Raw genomic sequence first — 19,583 nt, 5'->3', positions numbered from 1 at the left:
AATGCTATAATTTTATTTTGATTTGTATTCCTATTTCACTCACAATTGGGGTATTAAAAAACTGAAGACCTTGTCCTGATGTATGATCAAACAAACTACTATACGGTGATGCCCCTCTAAATCGTGAATAGGTGAATAAGTTATTTCCATAAACCCCTATATCAAACTCACGTATAAAATCTCGATCATCAGTTTTTTTTATAGAGTAGGAAAGGTTAATTGATTTTAGATTGAGGTAACTACCGTCTACAATTCCCTCTTCTCCGACACCTTCAAACCCATACCGTACAAACCGATTCTCTGCAATAGTATTGGATGGATTAGCAAAGTCCACAGTTATTGTATTAGGTTGCCCTAGCTGATTTACTCCTTCAAACAAAAAACCTGTAATCTCTCTTTCTTCTGCAGATTGCTGAGAGGTTCCTAAATAATTCAAGGCACTCTGAGTACCATTCCACACATCTCCTCCTTTTTGAAAATCTATTAAGAAATTGAGCTTAAATCTTTTCCAGTTAAATTGATTAGAAAAACCGATTGCAAAATCTGGTGTAGGATCACCAATAACTTGTAAGTCTTGAGCTATTAAAGGGAATCCATTATCATCTATAATAACATTATCCTGCGCATCACGTTGATAGGCGGTACCGACCAATACGCCTGCAGGTTGTCCTTTAATCAGGTTTTTTGATATGGTTGTAAAACCTGCAATAGGAATACGCTCCTGATTTCCTTGTATTTTTAATACTTTATTTCTGTATAATGAAAAAACAAGTCCGGGAGCATAAGAAAAGTCATTATATGTATTTACAAATACTTCTAAATTTGCTTCGAAACCATAGGTTCTAATATCTGCAATATTCTGAAGTTGAAATCCTTCTCCCTCTAACACAGGAAATACACTTTCATCAATCCTATTGTTATAGTATGTTAGTCCAAAATTTATAGGCTTATTAAAAGCATCGGTCCTAATCTGAGTAGTTATAGAATAGCTTATTTTTTCTTCTAGCTGTAAAGCATCACTTACAAACAAGTCATTATTTGCTATTAAACCTTGACTTTGAAGCGGGGTTATATTTAAACTATTGTGACTTTGATTATTATAATACAGAGGAGTATCTTTTACACTAAAATCTGCGCTTGTGGAAATTTTAAACTCTCCAACCCCATTCATATCAAATAGATCAGCGAGATCTGTCTCTAACGCTATACTTGGTAAAAACCATTTGTTATTTTGAATAGATGATACATAGGAAGTATTACTCAACTTTATGGTTGTATCCCAATCTGATATGGTATAACTTATTATATTAAATAATTGAAGTGTATTTCTAGTAAGTTTCTGAGTTGTAATATTGCTATCTGTTGGGTTTTGGAAAGAAAAAGGATCAAAACCACTGCGCTCTGATAAGTTATATCTTAATCCTTTATAAGAATAACTTGCTTTCGAAGTAAAATCAATATCTGATTCATCAAGATATTGATTAAGTTTAAAGGTAGTTTCTGCATTAAAAGTATTCGTATCAAAAGCCTTATCACTACTAAATCCATCATTATACCCAACTGTACCTGGAATCAATCCAAAACTTTGTTTATTTGAGACATAACTATGATTTATATTGGTATATAACGAAGTATCTTCTCCTAATTTAAAACCATTTTGAATACTTGCAGAAAACATGCTATTAACAGACCTATTCCTATTATTTTTTAATAACCATAAGGGATTATTAAAATGCTCCGGACTAAAACTACGCTGTGTATCTGTGATAAGTCTACTCCCTTGTTGATTTTCAAAACTGACTGGGGTAGCCCATGTATTAAGTAATAAAGTATTTAAAAATCCATTAAGGTTAGGTTGATTATCAATTCTTTTGGCATACTTAATAAAAGTATCCCATGTTACTTTTTTATCAGAATTTTTAGGATTGTTATGTCTTAATTCTATCTCCTGAAAACGACTTCGTTCTGTATTGAAGATATCTTTGTTTCTTTTATCCCGATAAGTTACTCCATAAAAATTCTTATCGGTAGTGATATTAAAAAAAACACTATTACTGGTTTTTGTAATCGTTTTAAATATACTGTTATCATAGTCATTAGCTTTTTCACCCCCGGTATCTGATAGAGGTATTAATCTCCCATTCTGATCAAATGGATATGCAATCCCATCAAATTGTAAACTGTTTAGTCTTGGTCCATAAGAAAATACTACTCCGCTTTCTGGTCCAAAAAAAGTAGATTCAGCATTAAAGGGCTGTCCTTGACTAAACGTGCGTTGCAGATTAGGTAAATTGTTTTGTTTTACAAACTGTAAACTGGTAGTCGAATTCCATCCAACTTCGTAAAAAATATCCGGACTAAAATAAGTAAGGTCAACTTTATTATTTTCTTTTTCAATGTCTATCCCTTTAATCCTGTTATATTGAAAATAAGATCCCCTTTGATTAAAAGTATACTTGCTTTCATTAAAGTTAGGGACATTAAAGCGTGTATTAGTCTTTTTTTGTATAGCATCAGAATATGCAGTGCTTTGCATTGGCAATACAGCTTCTTTTTTGGTCATAGCAATAGTTTCTATTTGCCCTAACAGCTCTGCTGTTACTATAACCTCTTTAGAAGAAAACCCTACATAGCTAAATACTAAGACATCTCCCACATTGCAATTGATACTATAATTACCATCAAAATCAGTTTGAACACCTACATTAGTTCCTTTTATCATAATATTAACCCCTGGAAGGGGCAATCCTTCATTATCTGCTAATACTCCAGTTAATGTCCCATCTTGTGAGAACACTGTTGAATAGCAAAGTAACATCAGTACAGTTATAGTGATACACTTAAAAAGTAGTGAGTTTTTCATAGTCGTTAGTTTTTAGTTACACTTAAAAGTACTTTACCAATAAGGTTTTGGAAATCACAAATGAGGGAAGTATACTTTTCGATTAGGCAACTCATGTTTTAGAAAAACCTAGTGTAAAACGTACCTGATTCTGCTTTCTCAATAAATCATTATAGTATTGATCATTGTAAACTTTAATTAAACCTTCACATAATCCTTTTTTAGTTTTGCCTAAATTGTAACCTATTAACTTTTAAATTTTAGGTCATAAAAATTTAAAAATATTCAATATGCTCGATCAGTTATATTTTAAAGTAGCCACAATATCTGACCTTCCTGCAATGCAAAATGTTGGCACACAATTATTTGATCTCCCAATTAAAATAAATCGTGCCAAAGAATTTCTAAACGACCCTAGACATCATTTGATACTCGCATATTATAAGAAAGAAATTATCGCCATGGCATCTGCATTTCACTACATTCATCCGGATAAGAATCCTTCTTTATTTATAAATGAAGTGGGGGTTATAGAAACATATCAAAATATGGGCATAGGAAGAAAAATTACAGCTTATTTATGTGAATATGCAAAACAACTAGATTGCCATGAGGCATGGGTAGCTACAGAACACTCTAATGTCGCCGCTAGAAAAACTTATTATGCTGTAGGAGGTATAGAAGACAAAGACCCTATTGTTGTTTTTAATTTTGATCTTGATAAGAACCAGTCATCATAGACAGGGATGTCTCGTGATAATATATACGTAAGGCTACTTTTTATTTAGTAACTTTATCAACTGTCAAACATACTCATCAAAAAAGTACATACAATTCATAAATCAAAAACTAAAATCACACACAAAATCACACTGTCATGAAAAAAATTCTTTTCCTTTTTTGGGCTCCATGTTTTTTTATTTCCTGTTCTACTCCAACCAAAACTACTCCTCCTCCAGACTATATTAAAATGGTAGAAACTGGTCTTGGACACCCGGTTCATATAGAAGGAGACTCTACATGGACTATAGAAGAACGTATGGAACATTACGGAGTACCAGGTGTTAGTATTGCTGTGATTAAAGACTATAAGATTGAATGGGTAAAAAGTTACGGTATTGTAGATAAAGAGAATGCAAAACCTGTAACATCGCAAACTCTTTTTCAGGCTGGATCAATTAGTAAACCTGTAGCGGCATATGGTGCATTAAGGATGGTCGAACAAAATAAAATTAATTTGGATGAAGATGTAAATATCTATCTACAATCTTGGAAATTACCTGATAGCGAATTTACTAAAGATAAAAAAGTAGCACTCAAACACCTTCTAAATCATTCTGGAGGAGTTACTGTACATGGTTTTTTAGGATATAGTCCTGATCTTCCTGTACCAACAGTTGTTCAAGTACTTAATGGAGCGCCCCCTGCTAATTCTGCTCCAATATTTGTTGATAAGGTCCCGGAAAAAAGTTTTCGATACTCTGGTGGAGGATACACAATAATGCAACAAATGATGATGGATGTAGAAGGTAAATCATTTCCGTCCTTAATGAATGATTTGGTATTGCAACCATTAAATATGAATAATAGCACCTATAATCAGCCTTTAGAAGGAGAACAATTACAAATGGCAGCAACAGGATATTTACCAGATGGTTCAATGACTAATGGTAAACGACATACTTACCCAGAAATGGCTGCTGCAGGATTATGGACCACAGCAGAAGATCTTGCGAAATTTGCAGTCAATATCCAAGAAAGCATAAAAGGAAATAGTAAAATTGTAGTATCTCAAGAAATGGCTACTAAAATGCTTACCCCTTTTGTAGAGAAATTTGTAGGCCTAGGTATTTTCATTACAAAAAAAGGAAATGAAATATACTTTGGTCATGGTGGCTGGGACGAAGGGTTCTCTAGTGAATTAATAGCTCATAAAGACAAAGGATATGGAGTCGTTGTACTCACCAATTCTAATCATCCAGATTTTATTAGTGAATTAATTAGATCAGTGGCCAATACCTATGCATGGGATAACTATGTCCCAACATATAAGAAAATGGAAATAGATACAACAAATCTTTCCAAAATTAGTGGTCGTTATCAGATAGATCAAAACAGAGTAACCGAAGTATATTACTCTAACCAGCATCTGTTTAGAAAAAGTATCGGCGAAAAACCTGTTGAATTATTTAAAATTTCTGACAGTACATTTATAAGTAGAGATAATGAACGACCGATTCAATTTAAGATGGATAAAGAAAGTGGTGAGTTTCAGGCGTTACTTTTAAATCCTGACGATGGCAAAATCGAAGCCACTTTAAAACGATTAAGTGAAGATCAAAAACTTCCATTAGAATTTCTAGCTTCTGGTGACTTTGAAAATGGATTAAAAGAGTATAAAACCTTAATACAGGCCAATCCAAATAATCCTGTTATTGCAGAAAACAATTTAAATGGATTAGGATATCGATTAATGAATACTGACAACCTAAAACTTGCTCAAGATGTGTTTAAAGTCAATACACTACTCTACCCTGATAGTTCTAATGTTTACGATAGTTATGCCGAAGCTTGTATGAATATTGGCGAACTTGATCTGGCTATAGAAAACTATGAAAAATCGTTGGAATTAAACCCTCAAAACACTCATGCCTCCAAAATGATCGAAAAAATGAAGGAGAAAAAGGAAAATGAACTTTAATTCATAACATATATTGTAGTACAAATGAACAAGCATATAATCATCGTATTCGTTATATTTCTAACAAGTTGTGGAATACCTCAGTCTGAGTTTGACCTTGTAAAAAATGAAAATAATGCTCTAAAAAAACGTATAGATTCTATAGAACATCAGCTTAATACATTAGAATATTTGGTTGATAATTCTGAAGTTGTTCTAGCAAATACAAAAGTCAAAGAATTAACATCAACATATAACGGACAGAGCTATAAAATCAAGATTAAATTCCCCAAGGGTTATGAAAATGGATCAGAAAAATATCCTGTACTCTACGTTTTGGATGCAGAAACAAATTTTGGAGGAGTAAGTTATATTGTTCAGAGATTAATAAAAGATAAGCTTATTCCAAAAGTCCTGATTGTTGGTATTGCCTATGGTACAGACTACGATGATTTTTACAAATTAAGAAGTAGAGATTTAACTCCTGTCGAAGATAAAAACTTAAGAATTGGTGGTAAACAATATGTTGACCCAACTGGTGGGGCTCCAGAATTTACTAATTTTTTAGAGTCCGAACTTTTCCCTTTTATCGCAAAAAACTATAGAGTAAAAGAAGAAGAACGAGCTATTTATGGACATTCTTATGGTGGACTTTATGGGTGCTACATAATGCTTAAGAAACCTCATTTATTTAACAAATATCTATTATTAAGCCCATCCCTTTGGTTTAAAGATAATTTATTAATTAAAGAAGCAAAGGAAACAGAACTTAACCTAAAACCGACTAAGCTTTATATGGCTTCAGGAATGCTTGAAACACGAATTCAAAATCTACAAATGGACTTTGTTTTTACTCTTAATTCTAAAAGACAAAAGAATCTTGAATTAAAAGTAGATGTGATGAGAAATGAAACTCATAGAACCGTTTTTGGGCCTGGCTTTACAAATGGATTGCGATATTTATATTCTGAAAAAAAGGAACAATAGTTTAAGTATTAAAAAATGCAAGTCAAAAAATATGTTAGATATCTGTTTGGAATAGCTTTTTTGGTCTTTGTGCTTAATAAATTCTATCTAAGACCATGGGTCTTAGATAATAACTTTTACATGGTTTTTAAAGTCATTGTGCTCTCAATTCCTAATACTATCGAAGCTATATTTGGAACACTTATTATTACAGCGTTATTATTACGATTAAGACATTATTTAAACAAGACACATAGTATTAAAGATGTTTATATCTATTTGATAGCGGTTAGCATAGCATCATTATATGTAATATCCCAAGAACTAAAATGGCATAATCTTGGAGGAAATAATGTATTTGACATTAATGATGTTATAGCTTCTGTAATTGGATTAATTGGCACATACGCCACCATAAATACATTTGGTTTTACAGAACAATTAGAGTAAATCAAACCATTCATTATATGTACATTACCTAATTCTTGTGTCGAATTGCTAAATAAAAAAACATGTCAGTAAAAACTAATCATTTTGCCGAAGCTGCAATGCTTATTCGTAAACCAATTTCAGATGTTTTTGATGCATTCATAGATCCAGAAATTACTTCTAAATTTTGGTTCACAAAAGGCTCGGGAATACTTAAAGAAGGTAAAACAACCGACTGGACCTGGGAAATGTTTAATCATACCGTTTCAGTATTAGCAATTCTCATTATAACTAATGAAAAAATCCGTATCCAATGGGGAGATGATCCCGAAGCTATTGTAGAATGGACATTTAAATCTTTAGGAGCATCTAAAACATTTGTTACTATTACGAATACTGGATTTAAAGGTACTCCAGACGAATTAATAAGTCAAATCAGGGATGCAACAGGAGGGTTTACCTGGGTGTTAGCGGGATTAAAATCGTACCTGGAGCATAACATCGAACTCAATCTCATTGCAGATAGGTATCCTAAAGAGCTAAACTAATGAATAACAGCACTTAACCCATCACGATAACTATCTAACTTATGAATATCATAAAAATAACCTGTTGCACTTTATTTACTCTATTTATGTTTACATCATTGCTAGCTCAGGATTGGGCAAACCTTAAACGATTTCAAAAAGAAAATAGTGAATTAAAGTTGCCTACTACCGGAGAACATCGAGTTGTATTTATGGGGAATTCTATCACTGAATTCTGGTTACAACAAAGGCCACAATTTTTCAATAATAAACCTTATATAAATAGAGGTATTAGTGGGCAAACTACTCCTCAAATGGTATTACGTTTTAGGCAAGATGTTGTTCATTTAAAACCATCAATTGTTGTAATTCTGGCTGGTATAAATGATATTGCTGGCAATACAGGCCCTTCAACACTACAAATGATTATGGATAATATCATTTCAATGACAGAGTTGGCAAAATCCAACAACATCAAGGTCATTGTATGCTCTGTACTTCCCGCAAATAATTTTCCGTGGAAAAAAAAGATAAAACCAGCAGAAAAAGTAATAGAACTTAATACAATGATAAAATCATATGCAGACCAAAATAACATTACTTATGTAGATTATTTTAGTGCTATGGTAAATACATATAATGGTTTACAGAAAGATTTAGGGGATGATGGTGTACATCCAAATGCAAAGGGATATGCTATCATGGAACCAATTTTGGAAACCGCTATTGAAATAACATTGAAAAAAATTGATGACTGATAGGATATCTCTCCCCATATAGACAATACTGAATGAATGAAATTGATAAAAAATATACTTTAGAGCTTACCGAACATTTTTTTAGAAATGAATATGGAAAAATAGTCTCTGTAGTTACTCGATATATTGGAACTAACAATGTTGAAACTGCTGAAGATATCGTGCAGGAGACATTATTAAAGGCTGTAGATCATTGGCAACAGCACGGAATACCAGAAAATCCTCAAGCATGGTTATATACCACTGCAAAAAACCACACACTTAATATTTTAAAAAGAAAAAAGTATAAAGTTCAATACGAATCACTATTACAACAAGAGGGAAATCATATCGCACTAGAAAAACTTGAAATTTCTGAGGATCTTATTAAAGATGAGCAGCTAAAAATGATGTTTGTCTGTTGTCATCCTGATATTTCAGAAAATTCTCAAATTGCATTTATATTAAAAATACTTTGTGGTTTTAGTATTCAAGAGATAGCCAATGCTTTTTTTACTACAACAGAAACCATTAACAAACGGTTAGTTAGAGGTTGAAAACAGCTAAGAACTTCTGAGATTTCCTTTGAAATCCCTAAGAATATTTCAGAAAATATAGATATCGTGCTTAAAACAATTTACCTTCTTTTTAATGAAGGATATAGTCCATCACAACAAAATAAAGTAATACGATATGATCTCTGTTTGGAGGCCATAAGGTTGGCAGAAATTCTTGTATATAATACCCATATTCAGCTCAAATCTGATGTGTATGCCTTATTAGCATTGATGTATCTAAATGCTGCTCGTTTTGAAGCCCGAAGTGATACAGGTACTATTATAGAAATGCATAAACAGGATAGAAAAAAATGGAATACTTCATTAATAAATACAGGAATTCAATATTTAAACCAAACGACTAAAGAAGATACAATCTCTATTTATCTTATTCTGGCAACTATTTCTGCTCATCATTGTATTGCTCCCAATTTTGAAGCTACAAACTGGAGAGAAATACTTTCTCTTTATGATAGTCTTCTAGAATTAGAAAACACACCTCTTGTGCGCCTCAATAGAAGTATCCCTCTGGCAAAGGTTAAAGGAAATACCACAGCAATTAATGAATTATTACAATTAGAGCGTAACTCTGATATCAGTAATCATCATCTTTTTCATGCTACATTAGCAGAATTTTATATACAAGAAAACAAAAATAAAAATGCGATAAAACACTTACAGCAAGCCATTATAGCATGTAACAATCCAAGAGATCTCCAACAACTAGAAAAAAAATAAAAATAATGTCCCTATAATATCTACCCGATTGTTGTAAGGGTATAATCTAAAAAATAGAACAATGAAAGAATTCATGTTATTTATCAGAAGTGAGGAGAGTCCAAAAGCAAACCTTTCTCCAGAACAATTACAACAACATATCGAAAAAGTTGGTGGTTTTATAAAACGACTAACTGAAGAAGGTAAAATGAAATCTGCTCAACCTCTCGAAATGGAAGGTCGTATGTTATCGTATAAAAATGGAAAAATTATTGACGGACCTTACAATGAGACCAAAGAGGTTATTTCTGGTTATTATCATCTTATGGCAGAAAGTCTGGAAGAGGCAATCGAAATCACAAAGGAAGACCCTCGATTCGAAGAAGGTATCTGGCGCATAGAAGTTCGTCCGGTTAAACGAGTAGAAGGAATCAATTAAAACTAAAATAATGTAAAAGGGCATTAAAAGATGCCCTTTTACATTTAATCTTTTTTACAATTCATTCTAAGCAAATTTTAATATGCTCAAAAAGTTTATTGTTTTATACTTTCAATCTTACTGATCATTACTCGGGCATTTTCATTTGTTGGATCTAGTGCTAATGATTTTTTATAATTCTGAAGTGCTAAATCGTATTGCTTATTTTCAAGATACCCTTCTCCTAAACTATCATAAGGGTTAGAAGCAGAAGGAAATACAGAAACCGATAGTTCAAAGATCTTGATCGCGTCTTCAATTTTTCCTCTATTTAATAATGTATATCCCACACTATTAAGTTCAAACTCATTCTCAAAATTATACGTTTCTAATTGGTCTTTTCTTAATTGTTTGTAATACGCTATACCATCATCGACATTATCCAAACATTTTTGAAAAATCGCTCTTCCAATAGATTTTTTACCAAATGGTTTTATATCATCCAGTATTCCCTCTACCACTCCCCTAATGTTGCCGGTTGCACCCGGGCTACTAGAATTTGTGCTCACCGCAATTCCTATTTCAAAATGAGGATATACAAAGAAAAATGTATTGGTTCCGAATGCTCCTCCATGATGACTATAGTAAATCCCTTCACTGTCTTTATCTATTGGCCAAAAATATCCAATCCACTCATCTTCATCGAGCATTAATATTTTACTATGAGACTCTTGTACTACTTTTTTAGTAGAATCTAGTTGAAACTTCATATATGAAATCAAATCAGGCATTGTAGATTTTAAATGTCCGGCAGCTCCCAATAATGTTTCTGGTAAAGGAAGACTTGGCATTAAAACTCCTTTATTATATCCTCTTGCTAGTCGTTTTTTTTCTTCAGCATTAAGTCGCATCTTGGTCTGCGTCATTCCTGAAGGTTTAAAAATAAATTGCTCTAACAACTCTGGATATGTTCTTTCATAAGCAGTTTCTAAAATATGCCCCATTAGATTAGCTCCCAAATTAGAGTATCCATATTTTTCCCCAGGAAGTGTATCCAAGGTAATTTCTTTTAAGTGATTAAATAGCTTTTCTTTTGTATACTCCTTCTCTATTTCATGTACTCTAAAAGCTAAACTATCGTCTCTATTCTCGAATAATTCATCAATTCCTTTATTATTTTTTGGTAAACTCGAAGTATGAGTAATTATATGTTTTATCAAAATAGGATTACCATTATACTTGAGATTATCATAATCCCCTTTCAAATATTTTCTAATATCATCATCCAAACTTAATTTACCATCGAGTACTGCTTGTGCGACCAAAGTACCGGTAAATGTTTTAGTCACCGAACCTATTTCATAAAACGTTTGATCGGTAGGTGGATTTGCTTTTCCTTTTTCTAATTCTCCATAATGTGCTGTATACTCTTTTTCTTTTGCATACACAGCAACAGAAAGGGATGTAATAGAAGAATCTTTTAAGGCTAAGGCCGCATTAGTATCGATTGATACCTGAACCGAATCAACTTCTTTGTTTTGAAGGGGTTCACTTTTTACTGGGTCTTTCTCATTTTTACAACTTATAAAAACAATAATAATGAGTAGGGAAATTATTTTATTTTTCATTTTTGTGAGTTAGCGTGCTTTTAAAGATAGCTTTTTAAAAAAACTGTTACAGTCTTTAACCTAAAATATTTTAACAATATCTACATATATCTGATTCTATGATAATTATCATTTTAATCGTTTGTTCTAAGCTTTATTTTAGTTTTCAATAAAAACGTACCTAATGCTATCTACTCCAATAAGAGATTATTAAAGAAAGAACAACATACTCTATGAATTCTGATCAAACCTATAATCACCTGGTATTAGATACCTGGAGACATTCCAGAGATAAAATTGATAATAGACAAGATATCATGCGAGAGTTAGTTAGGTATGCTACATTAGCAGCAAATAGTCATAACACCCAACCCTGGCGTTTTAAAATTACATCTGATTGTATTACTATCTTACCAGATTTTACCAGAGAGTGTCCTGTTGTAGATCCAAATAATCACCACCTATTTGCAAGTTTAGGCTGTGCTACAGAAAATATGTTATTAGCTGCTGAAGCTTATGGGCTTAAAGGGCATGTATCTATAGATATGAAAAAAAGTAATTCAATATTCATTAATTTCGAACCTTATCCTGTATCCAAATCTATTCTATTTCAAGCAATTATCAACAGACAATGTACTCGAACCCTATACAATAACAAACCTGTACCTATTGAACAATTGAAGACACTTGAGAATATTTCACAAAGTAATAATGTATCTATATTTTTGTCAACCGATCAAAAGGATTTGAAAAACATTTTGGAATATGTAATTGAAGCTAACACTTTTCAAATGAAAGATAAAGCCTTTGTAAAAAAGCTAAAAGAGTGGTTACGCTTTAATACATCTTCGGCAATATCACATCGTGATGGCCTTTTTTCTGCTGCTACAGGTAACCAAACTCTCCCTACATGGATTGGTAATGCTTTTTTTACATATGGATATAATATCAAAAAAGAGAACAACAAATATATAGATCACATAAAGAGTTCCTCGGGAGTAATTGCATTCTCATCTCAAAACAACACCAAAGAAAATTGGATTAATACAGGCAGATCTTATCAACGTTTTGCACTACAAGCAACTGCATTTGGGTTAAAACATGCATTTATCAATCAACCTGTAGAAGTACCAAAAATACAAACACAATTAGGAAATTATTTAAATATTGAAAAAGGACAAATAAGTCTATTGGTTCGTTTTGGTTATGGCCCTAAGCTCCCAAGATCATTAAGGCGTTCTATTGATCATGTTATTATTTAAAATATAGAATATAAAAATTTAAAATTAACATATTATCTATAAGATGTAGTTTATAATCTAGGTAATTAATTTATTACATCTTTTGTTTATTAGCTATATTAATTCAAAGTTGCACAATGGTAAACGTAACAATAAGCAGCAAAAGAAATCCCGAAGTTCAAAACATCATATTGCATGATATCAGAATAACCACTTGGGGAGCAATCCAGGTAAATAACTCAGATTTTTTTCCTTCAAGTTTTCAAATAAAAACAAAAGAAAAAATAATTTATATAGACCCTGTAGAAGTAACTAATGCCGAGAAAGCAGATTATATTTTTATTACTCATTCTCATCCAGATCATTTCTCTTTAAAAACAATAGAACAAATAGCAACTTCAGAAACAATACTTATCTGTTCTAAAAGCGTTTTTAAAAAACTATCTAAAAAAAATTATTTGGTTAAACAAGTTAAACCAGGAAGCGTTATTATTTTAGATACTATAACTAGTGAATCTATAGCCGCATATAATACCAAAAATGTGTTTTTATGGATCAAAGCACATCCAAAATCCAAAAAGAATGTTGGTTTTATATTGACTTTGGAAAATGGTATTCGTATCTATCATGCCGGTGATACTGATTATATCCCCGAAATGAAAAACTTAAAGAACATTAACATCGCAATGATTCCTGTTGGGGGAGATAATTTGACTATGAACATTGAAGAAGCTGCAAAAATGGTCAATACCATTAAGCCCAATTTTGTGATACCAATGCACTACGAACTTGGGAATTCGAATGATGTAACCACTTTCAAAAATCTTGTTGATAAAGAAATTAAGGTGAAAATTTTTGAATAATCAACGAATCATATATAGAATATAGCAAGGCTAACTAATCAAATTTGTTACCTTTTTTTTCTTTAGTATATTGCATATAAACCTATCTATTTTTGTAATAAAAAGAGATTGAAGTAAGTATATACAAATGATTAGAAGTGATAAAGAGTTATTGGATTTCTTTTCCAAATTATCCATACCTATTGCTGAAACCATAATAAAAGAGAGGAAATATTCTTTAGGGGAAAAAATTATTACTCAAGAAAAGCATGTTTCTTCTATTTTTATTATCAAACACGGTATTGTAAAATGCTATGTTAATGAAGATAATGGAAGAGATTTTATTCAGGAATTTTTTAGTAAAGGAGAAATTTTAGGAGAATTAGAAGTATTAAACGACATTATCAGTTTTTGTAATGCAGAAGCAATGACAGAAGTTATTGTTTATCAAATTGATCAAAAGGATTTTTATACATTACTAAAGGATCAACCAGAATTTAATTTATTATTATTAAAAGCATTGTCTAATAAAGTTCGAGATACAGCTATAAGAGCTTCACAGCAGCAATCTCATTCTATTGCATATAATCTAGAAAAATTAATTTCCTTTTCTTCCGAAGAATCCAAAATGCTCTCTAAACAAGATTTAGCAGATTATTTAGGCATCACTTTACGCAGCCTCAATAGAGCCATGAAAGATATAATCATACATTAATATTGGTGTATTACTGACTAGAACTCTAATCTTACTATATTTTGATTTGGATTTATTATGGTTTATTCTACTTTATGGTATATTTGATCTCAAGAAAAATTTTCTATCAAAAAATCACAGAGATAAATAAGTAAGTTGTAAATGGATAACTATGCCATTCTAAGTGTTATTAGTTTTATGATAGTCTTTATATCATCCCTGTTTTCTATTTTCTTATTTACAGTAAAAACAGAAAATAAAACCAGTAACCGCCTTATTGCTGCTTTTCTTATTATCATTGCCATTGATATTAGCTCTTTTTTTTACCATATATTTATTGATATGCCAATGGTGTTAGAAATGTTAAGAATGGATCTTCCATTACTTTCTAGCCCACTAGAGTACCTTTTTGTATTATCAGTAATCTATAGTGACTTTAAAATTAAGCGCATACACTTATTACATGCTATTCCTTTTCTGGTAAGCACTTTGGTTTTTATGCCGCGATTTTATTTATCAAATACTGAAGCTCGAAATTCTTTTTTTGAAACTTATCTTGATAATCCAGAAGTTTTATTTTCAATAATAATAGGTCATATTCAAGTTATAATTTACATTGTTGCCATCTTCATTGTTTTGAAAAAATCCAAAAAAGTGATGCTTGAGAATTTCTCTAATGCTACTACCGCAAAACATAAATGGTTATTTCAATTAAATATCATTTCTATAATTTTATTTGCTTTTAGTACAGGAAAGACCATATTCAAATTTATCAATGATGATTTTGATACTGTAAATATAGTGCGCATCATCATGGCTTTTCTGGTATTATGTTTTATATGTTGGTTGATTTTAAAAGTACTTTATCATCCTGAATTTTTTAGACGAATTGATTCTAAGTTAAAGCCCGTCGAGAATATTATCGCCAAGGAAGAAATACCTATTGAACATAAAGAGGGTGAAGAAGTCAAACAGCAAATACAGAGATTAAGAGCACACATGCTTGACCAAAAACCGTATTTAAATCCTACGTTAACTATTCAAAATTTGGCAGATGATTTACAGCTACCAGTACGAGAAGTTTCTATTTTGATTAATCATCATCTTAATCAACATTTTTTTGATTTTGTAAACGAATATCGCATTCAACATGCCAAAGATATTTTACAAAATCCTACAAAAAAACAATTTACTATTCTGGAAATTTTATACGAAGTAGGTTTTAACTCCAAATCATCTTTTAATACAGCGTTCAAAAAATATGCAAATGTAACTCCAACAGAATATCGTAAAAAAACAAATCATGTATAGAACCAAATAATCTAAGGTTTCAAAGTCTATGAACTATTTATCATCCATAACTTTAATCATTATTTTTATTTCTTTTTTCTTTGCATTCTTTTTATTTACAGTAAAGACTACAAATAAATTAAGTAACGTTTTTATTGGGTGTTTTTTAATAGCTATTGCTACAGAAATAAGTGTGTTTTTCTATGAATTTTATATTGATACTCATCCTGTAATTGACGTATTAAGAGATAATATTAGCTTTTTACAGAGTCCATTTCTTTTTTTATATGTTCTTTCTATGTTATATGCTGATTTTAAATTACAATACAAACATTTATTACATAGTATCCCATTTGTTCTGATAACCATTCTTTTTTTTCCGAACCTCATTGATCATCAAACTATAGTATCATATCTGGGAGGTGAAACATATGAAAAAGGAATTTTTATTACCGCCATTCATATTCAATTTTTAATATATATCATAGCAATATTTATTATATTATATAAAGCCAAAAAGATATTTTTGGAGAATTACTCTCAAGCAAACACCGATATCTACAAATGGTTGTTTCAGCTTAACATATTGATTAGTATTGTTCTTGGTTTTGGGATTTTTAAAAATGTATTTAGAGCTTTTAGTACAGATATACAATCTCTTCATGTTACGAAAATTATTATAACACTACTCTTATTAGGTTTTATATGCTGGATTATATTAAAAGGGCTTTATAATCCCAAAATTTTTAGAGGAATTGATTCTAATCTAAAATCTGTAAATAACCTTATTACTATTAATGAGTCATCTTCGACAATCAATAAAATTATCGATGAGTCTATACAAAAACAGATTAATCTTCTAAAAACATATATGCTCGAAAAACACCCCTACCTAAACCCTACGTTAACCATTCAAAATTTAGCAGAACAAATACATATCCCTTCCAGAGAATTATCTGTATTAATTAATCATCATCTTAACCAGCATTTTTTTGATTTTATAAATGAGTATCGCATACATCATGCTATGAATATTCTAAAAGATCCTTCAAAAAAACAGCTCACCATATTAGAAATTTTATATGAAGTAGGTTTTAATTCTAAATCATCTTTTAATACGGCATTCAAAAAATATGCAAATGTGACTCCAACCGAATATCGCAAGAGAGCAAATCTTATATGAATAAAGAAGAATACATTTTTTAAACCTATGGTTTATTTATCTTCAACTACATTGGCTTAAAACCTGTTTTTAAAACAGTTATACACTATCACATAAAGTTTATAAGACAACCTATAAAACTTAAAGGCTCTTGTAAATTTTTAAATCCTATGATCAGAAAAAAAACTCTATAGATAAATCTATTAATTTAGGATATAGATCACTATCAAAATTTTATACAGAAGACTTGTTTTTTGGTAATATGTGGCTATTTCGGAGTGACTGTGCCACCTATTTCGGTCAAATGGTGCCACTAAGAGAGATCTTGCAATAATAGTTAAATTTTGTTATTAGTCCTTTTTAATTTTTCCTTTTCTTAATGATTCCCCCACAAGATTAATACGATGTGATGAGTTTACAATTCTGTCTAGTATGGCATCGGCAATGGTTCCTTCTCCAATAATATCATACCAAGCAGACACTGGTATTTGCGATACTATGATTGTTGATTTTTTATTATACCTGTCATCGATAATATCCATAATGGCTTCTCTAGCATGATTATCAAAACTCTGTAATCCAAAATCATCAAAGATTAGGATATCGGCTTTTAGGAGTTTTGCAAGTTCTTTAAGATATGTCCCATCTACTTTACTAAGTTTTAGTTTTTTGAGTAATCTAGCGGTATTGGTGTATATGGTTTTGTATTTCATCATACATCCTTGATGTCCTAATGCTTGTGCTAGATAGCTTTTACCTACCCCAGAAGCTCCTGTTATAATGATATTTTCTTTTCTGGATATAAAATCTAAGGTTGCTAGGCGTTCAAACATATTCTTGTCCAGGTTACGGCTTTGTGTATAGTCAATATCTGCCATAGTTGCCCTTTGCTTAAAATTAGCTTGTAGAAGTAATCTTTCGATTTTTCTGTTTTGTCGATCTTCCCATTGGTGATCGGTCAGTAATGCCAGATACTGATCTGCAGTATGTGTTTCTACTCGATTATCTTTTAGTTGATTGTAGTGTAGTTCTGCCATGGCTGAGAGTCGCATTGCTTTTAGTTTTTCGATAGTCTGATTTGCATTCATTGTTATAAAATTTAAGTGATACATTTTTTTATTGATAATTAGATGCTCCCCGGATATTTTGATGTTTTGGGATATGCGATTGTTCTTGCTCTTCCTCTTGCATAAACAAGGTGCTTTGATCTAGTTTATTCTTTAATATATTTTCGATTCTTCGGTATCCTACAACATCAGCTTGTAACGCTCTTTTGCACGCATTATCTAATCGTTCAGCTCCGTATAACTTATGTAATTGTATAACTCCCATAGCTCTTTTATATCCTATTTCTGGGTAATCAACCTTGGCTATAATTTGCTCCACACAAGCTGCTACAGCAGTACCATACTTAGCAGCTTTGTTTTTAAAATACTCAGGATTCCACTCACTATAGTGTTTATGAGTACTACTCAAATGATCTTTGTTGGTGTTATAAGCACCTTTGGAAGGATTACGAGAGTGAGAGGCAATACGCTGATGATTGTAGTATACTTCTACTAAAGAAGATGTATAGTGAATGGTAGTTTCTTTTCCGATATATCGGTAAGGAACGCTATAGTAGGTTTTATCCGGAGAAAAGTAAACATAGCCTATTTTTTGAACTTTGGCCCTTCGGTATTCTTTTAACTCATACTTGCTGTTAGGCAATGGTTTTAAGTATGCTCTCTCTACAGATTGAAAGAGTTCTAAGCGACTGGCTTGTTTTCTTTTAAAAAGCAGACTATTATATTTTTCTAATAACATCCGTATCTCTTTGTTTAATTCTTCCAGTGAGAAAAAAGTCATCTCCCCAAGTGGGTAATAGATACGTTGATACGCTAGGTGTACTGCATTTTCAACCAATGCTTTATCTTGTGGGGAATAGCTTCGGGTAGGGTTAATGACACAATTATAATGCCTGGCAAAATCCTTAAAACTACGATTGATTTGTGCTTCATATTTACTGGATCTAGTAACAGCAGATTTTAGATTATCCGATACAATGGCTTTAGGAACTCCTCCATAAAAATGCAACGCATTTTCACTACATCTGATCAAATCTTCGCGTTTTTGGCTCATGCAAGCTTCTACATAAGTATACTGACTATGAGGTAGAATCGCTACAAAAACTTCCACATCGATAACTTCTCCAGTTGTTTTATCTACTATTTGAAGTTTTTTACCTGCATAATCAATAAACATTTCTTTACCCGCCTGATGCTCCAATTTCATCGAGCCTTTTACTATTTTATATTTTCTTCGATAATGCTCTAAAAACTGAGTATATCCATAAGGATTATCAGCCTGGCTAGCATACTGCTGGTAATGATATAAAAAAGTAAATCCAGGATGATGACGGGCTTTATTGATGTCCTCTAAATAACGCATCAATTCGTCATATCTAGGATTGTTTATCGTAGTACGAGAAGGAAAAAGCGATTCTAATTTACCTATATCAAAAGACAACAGCTCTTTATAGGTATAATCACTGGCTTTGAATAAGCGAATGTAATTGTTTACAGTATTACGAGAAATACTCAGGGTTTCTGCTATCTCCCGATTACTGGAACGGTCTAAATGTAGGGTAATAATTTGTTTTAAATCCATAGGATCAAGTGTGTTTGCCATATCGCTTTTTTGGGCGATAAGGTATTACTTGATCTCTCTTAGTGGCCATTGAGCTATACCGAAATGTGGCACAATTAGAACCGAAATTAACTCGACTCAATTTACATTGGCACAATTCGAACTGTAAAAAGTGGCACAGTTTGAACTGAAATTACTGGCACTATAGCTCCGAAATCAGTGGCACAAATCAAACCGAATTATCCA

The 19,583-nt window shown here is 31.6% G+C and carries 18 protein-coding genes; 14 read left to right on the top strand and 4 right to left on the bottom strand.

What is annotated here, in order from left to right; translation table 11 throughout:
- Window positions 1–4 precede the first annotated feature (4 nt).
- Complete coding sequence (locus FOF46_RS21280; protein ID WP_143917838.1) at window positions 5–2,863, bottom strand: carboxypeptidase-like regulatory domain-containing protein; 2,859 nt, start codon at window positions 2,861–2,863, stop codon at window positions 5–7.
- A gap of 269 nt (window positions 2,864–3,132) precedes the next feature.
- On the opposite strand from FOF46_RS21280, the gene FOF46_RS21275 reads away from it, so the two are divergent.
- The 9 genes from FOF46_RS21275 to FOF46_RS21230 all read left to right on the top strand — a co-directional run bounded on the left by FOF46_RS21275 (window position 3,133) and on the right by FOF46_RS21230 (window position 9,894).
- Window positions 3,133–3,582 carry a GNAT family N-acetyltransferase gene (locus tag FOF46_RS21275; protein ID WP_143917837.1) on the top strand — a complete coding sequence of 150 codons (450 nt, stop codon included), beginning with the start codon at window positions 3,133–3,135 and terminating at the stop codon, window positions 3,580–3,582.
- A gap of 137 nt (window positions 3,583–3,719) precedes the next feature.
- Window positions 3,720–5,543, top strand: a complete 1,824-nt coding sequence (locus FOF46_RS21270) for a serine hydrolase (protein ID WP_143917836.1) — start codon at window positions 3,720–3,722, stop codon at window positions 5,541–5,543.
- 24 nt (window positions 5,544–5,567) lie between these two features.
- Window positions 5,568–6,509, top strand: a complete 942-nt coding sequence (locus tag FOF46_RS21265; protein ID WP_143917835.1) for an alpha/beta hydrolase — start codon at window positions 5,568–5,570, stop codon at window positions 6,507–6,509.
- A gap of 15 nt (window positions 6,510–6,524) precedes the next feature.
- Window positions 6,525–6,938: a hypothetical protein gene (locus FOF46_RS21260; RefSeq protein WP_109434960.1), complete on the top strand. Its 414-nt coding sequence runs from the start codon at window positions 6,525–6,527 to the stop codon at window positions 6,936–6,938.
- 62 nt (window positions 6,939–7,000) lie between these two features.
- Window positions 7,001–7,465 carry an SRPBCC family protein gene (locus FOF46_RS21250; RefSeq protein WP_109434959.1) on the top strand — a complete coding sequence of 155 codons (465 nt, stop codon included), beginning with the start codon at window positions 7,001–7,003 and terminating at the stop codon, window positions 7,463–7,465.
- An 86-nt stretch (window positions 7,466–7,551) separates the two neighbouring features.
- A complete protein-coding gene (locus FOF46_RS21245; protein WP_143917834.1) occupies window positions 7,552–8,202 on the top strand; it encodes an SGNH/GDSL hydrolase family protein in 651 nt (216 codons plus the stop codon).
- 32 nt (window positions 8,203–8,234) lie between these two features.
- Window positions 8,235–8,738, top strand: coding sequence for a sigma-70 family RNA polymerase sigma factor (locus tag FOF46_RS21240; RefSeq protein WP_143917833.1), 504 nt, complete (start codon window positions 8,235–8,237; stop codon window positions 8,736–8,738).
- A 66-nt stretch (window positions 8,739–8,804) separates the two neighbouring features.
- Complete coding sequence (locus tag FOF46_RS21235; RefSeq protein ID WP_143917832.1) at window positions 8,805–9,476, top strand: DUF6596 domain-containing protein; 672 nt, start codon at window positions 8,805–8,807, stop codon at window positions 9,474–9,476.
- Window positions 9,477–9,537: 61 nt separating this feature from the next.
- Complete coding sequence (locus FOF46_RS21230; protein ID WP_143917831.1) at window positions 9,538–9,894, top strand: YciI family protein; 357 nt, start codon at window positions 9,538–9,540, stop codon at window positions 9,892–9,894.
- A 95-nt stretch (window positions 9,895–9,989) separates the two neighbouring features.
- Here the strand turns inward: FOF46_RS21230 and FOF46_RS21225 are convergent, their stop codons facing one another.
- On the bottom strand, window positions 9,990–11,501 hold the full coding sequence (locus FOF46_RS21225; RefSeq protein WP_143917830.1) for a serine hydrolase: 1,512 nt from the start codon (window positions 11,499–11,501) through the stop codon (window positions 9,990–9,992).
- A gap of 212 nt (window positions 11,502–11,713) precedes the next feature.
- Between FOF46_RS21225 and FOF46_RS21220 the strand changes: the two genes are divergently transcribed.
- The 5 genes from FOF46_RS21220 to FOF46_RS21200 all read left to right on the top strand — a co-directional run bounded on the left by FOF46_RS21220 (window position 11,714) and on the right by FOF46_RS21200 (window position 16,730).
- The gene (locus FOF46_RS21220; protein WP_143917829.1) at window positions 11,714–12,742 is read left to right on the top strand and encodes an Acg family FMN-binding oxidoreductase; all 1,029 of its coding nucleotides are present in this window, start codon (window positions 11,714–11,716) and stop codon (window positions 12,740–12,742) included.
- Window positions 12,743–12,858: 116 nt separating this feature from the next.
- Window positions 12,859–13,584 carry an MBL fold metallo-hydrolase gene (locus FOF46_RS21215; RefSeq protein ID WP_143917828.1) on the top strand — a complete coding sequence of 242 codons (726 nt, stop codon included), beginning with the start codon at window positions 12,859–12,861 and terminating at the stop codon, window positions 13,582–13,584.
- A gap of 127 nt (window positions 13,585–13,711) precedes the next feature.
- Window positions 13,712–14,278: a Crp/Fnr family transcriptional regulator gene (locus tag FOF46_RS21210; protein WP_109434952.1), complete on the top strand. Its 567-nt coding sequence runs from the start codon at window positions 13,712–13,714 to the stop codon at window positions 14,276–14,278.
- A 141-nt stretch (window positions 14,279–14,419) separates the two neighbouring features.
- On the top strand, window positions 14,420–15,568 hold the full coding sequence (locus FOF46_RS21205; RefSeq protein ID WP_143917827.1) for a helix-turn-helix domain-containing protein: 1,149 nt from the start codon (window positions 14,420–14,422) through the stop codon (window positions 15,566–15,568).
- A gap of 28 nt (window positions 15,569–15,596) precedes the next feature.
- On the top strand, window positions 15,597–16,730 hold the full coding sequence (locus FOF46_RS21200) for a helix-turn-helix domain-containing protein (protein ID WP_109434950.1): 1,134 nt from the start codon (window positions 15,597–15,599) through the stop codon (window positions 16,728–16,730).
- A gap of 329 nt (window positions 16,731–17,059) precedes the next feature.
- Here the strand turns inward: FOF46_RS21200 and istB are convergent, their stop codons facing one another.
- Window positions 17,060–17,797 (bottom strand): IS21-like element helper ATPase IstB, encoded by a 738-nt coding sequence (gene istB / locus FOF46_RS21195; RefSeq protein ID WP_143917826.1) that lies wholly within the window; start codon window positions 17,795–17,797, stop codon window positions 17,060–17,062.
- Between the two features lie 28 nt (window positions 17,798–17,825).
- Window positions 17,826–19,379: an IS21 family transposase gene (istA, locus tag FOF46_RS21190; RefSeq protein ID WP_143917825.1), complete on the bottom strand. Its 1,554-nt coding sequence runs from the start codon at window positions 19,377–19,379 to the stop codon at window positions 17,826–17,828.
- Window positions 19,380–19,583: the final 204 nt, after the last annotated feature.

The organism is Aquimarina algiphila (genome assembly GCF_007489275.1).
Lineage (GTDB): Bacteria > Bacteroidota > Bacteroidia > Flavobacteriales > Flavobacteriaceae > Aquimarina > Aquimarina algiphila.
This window is presented reverse-complemented; position numbering and strand designations above follow the sequence as displayed.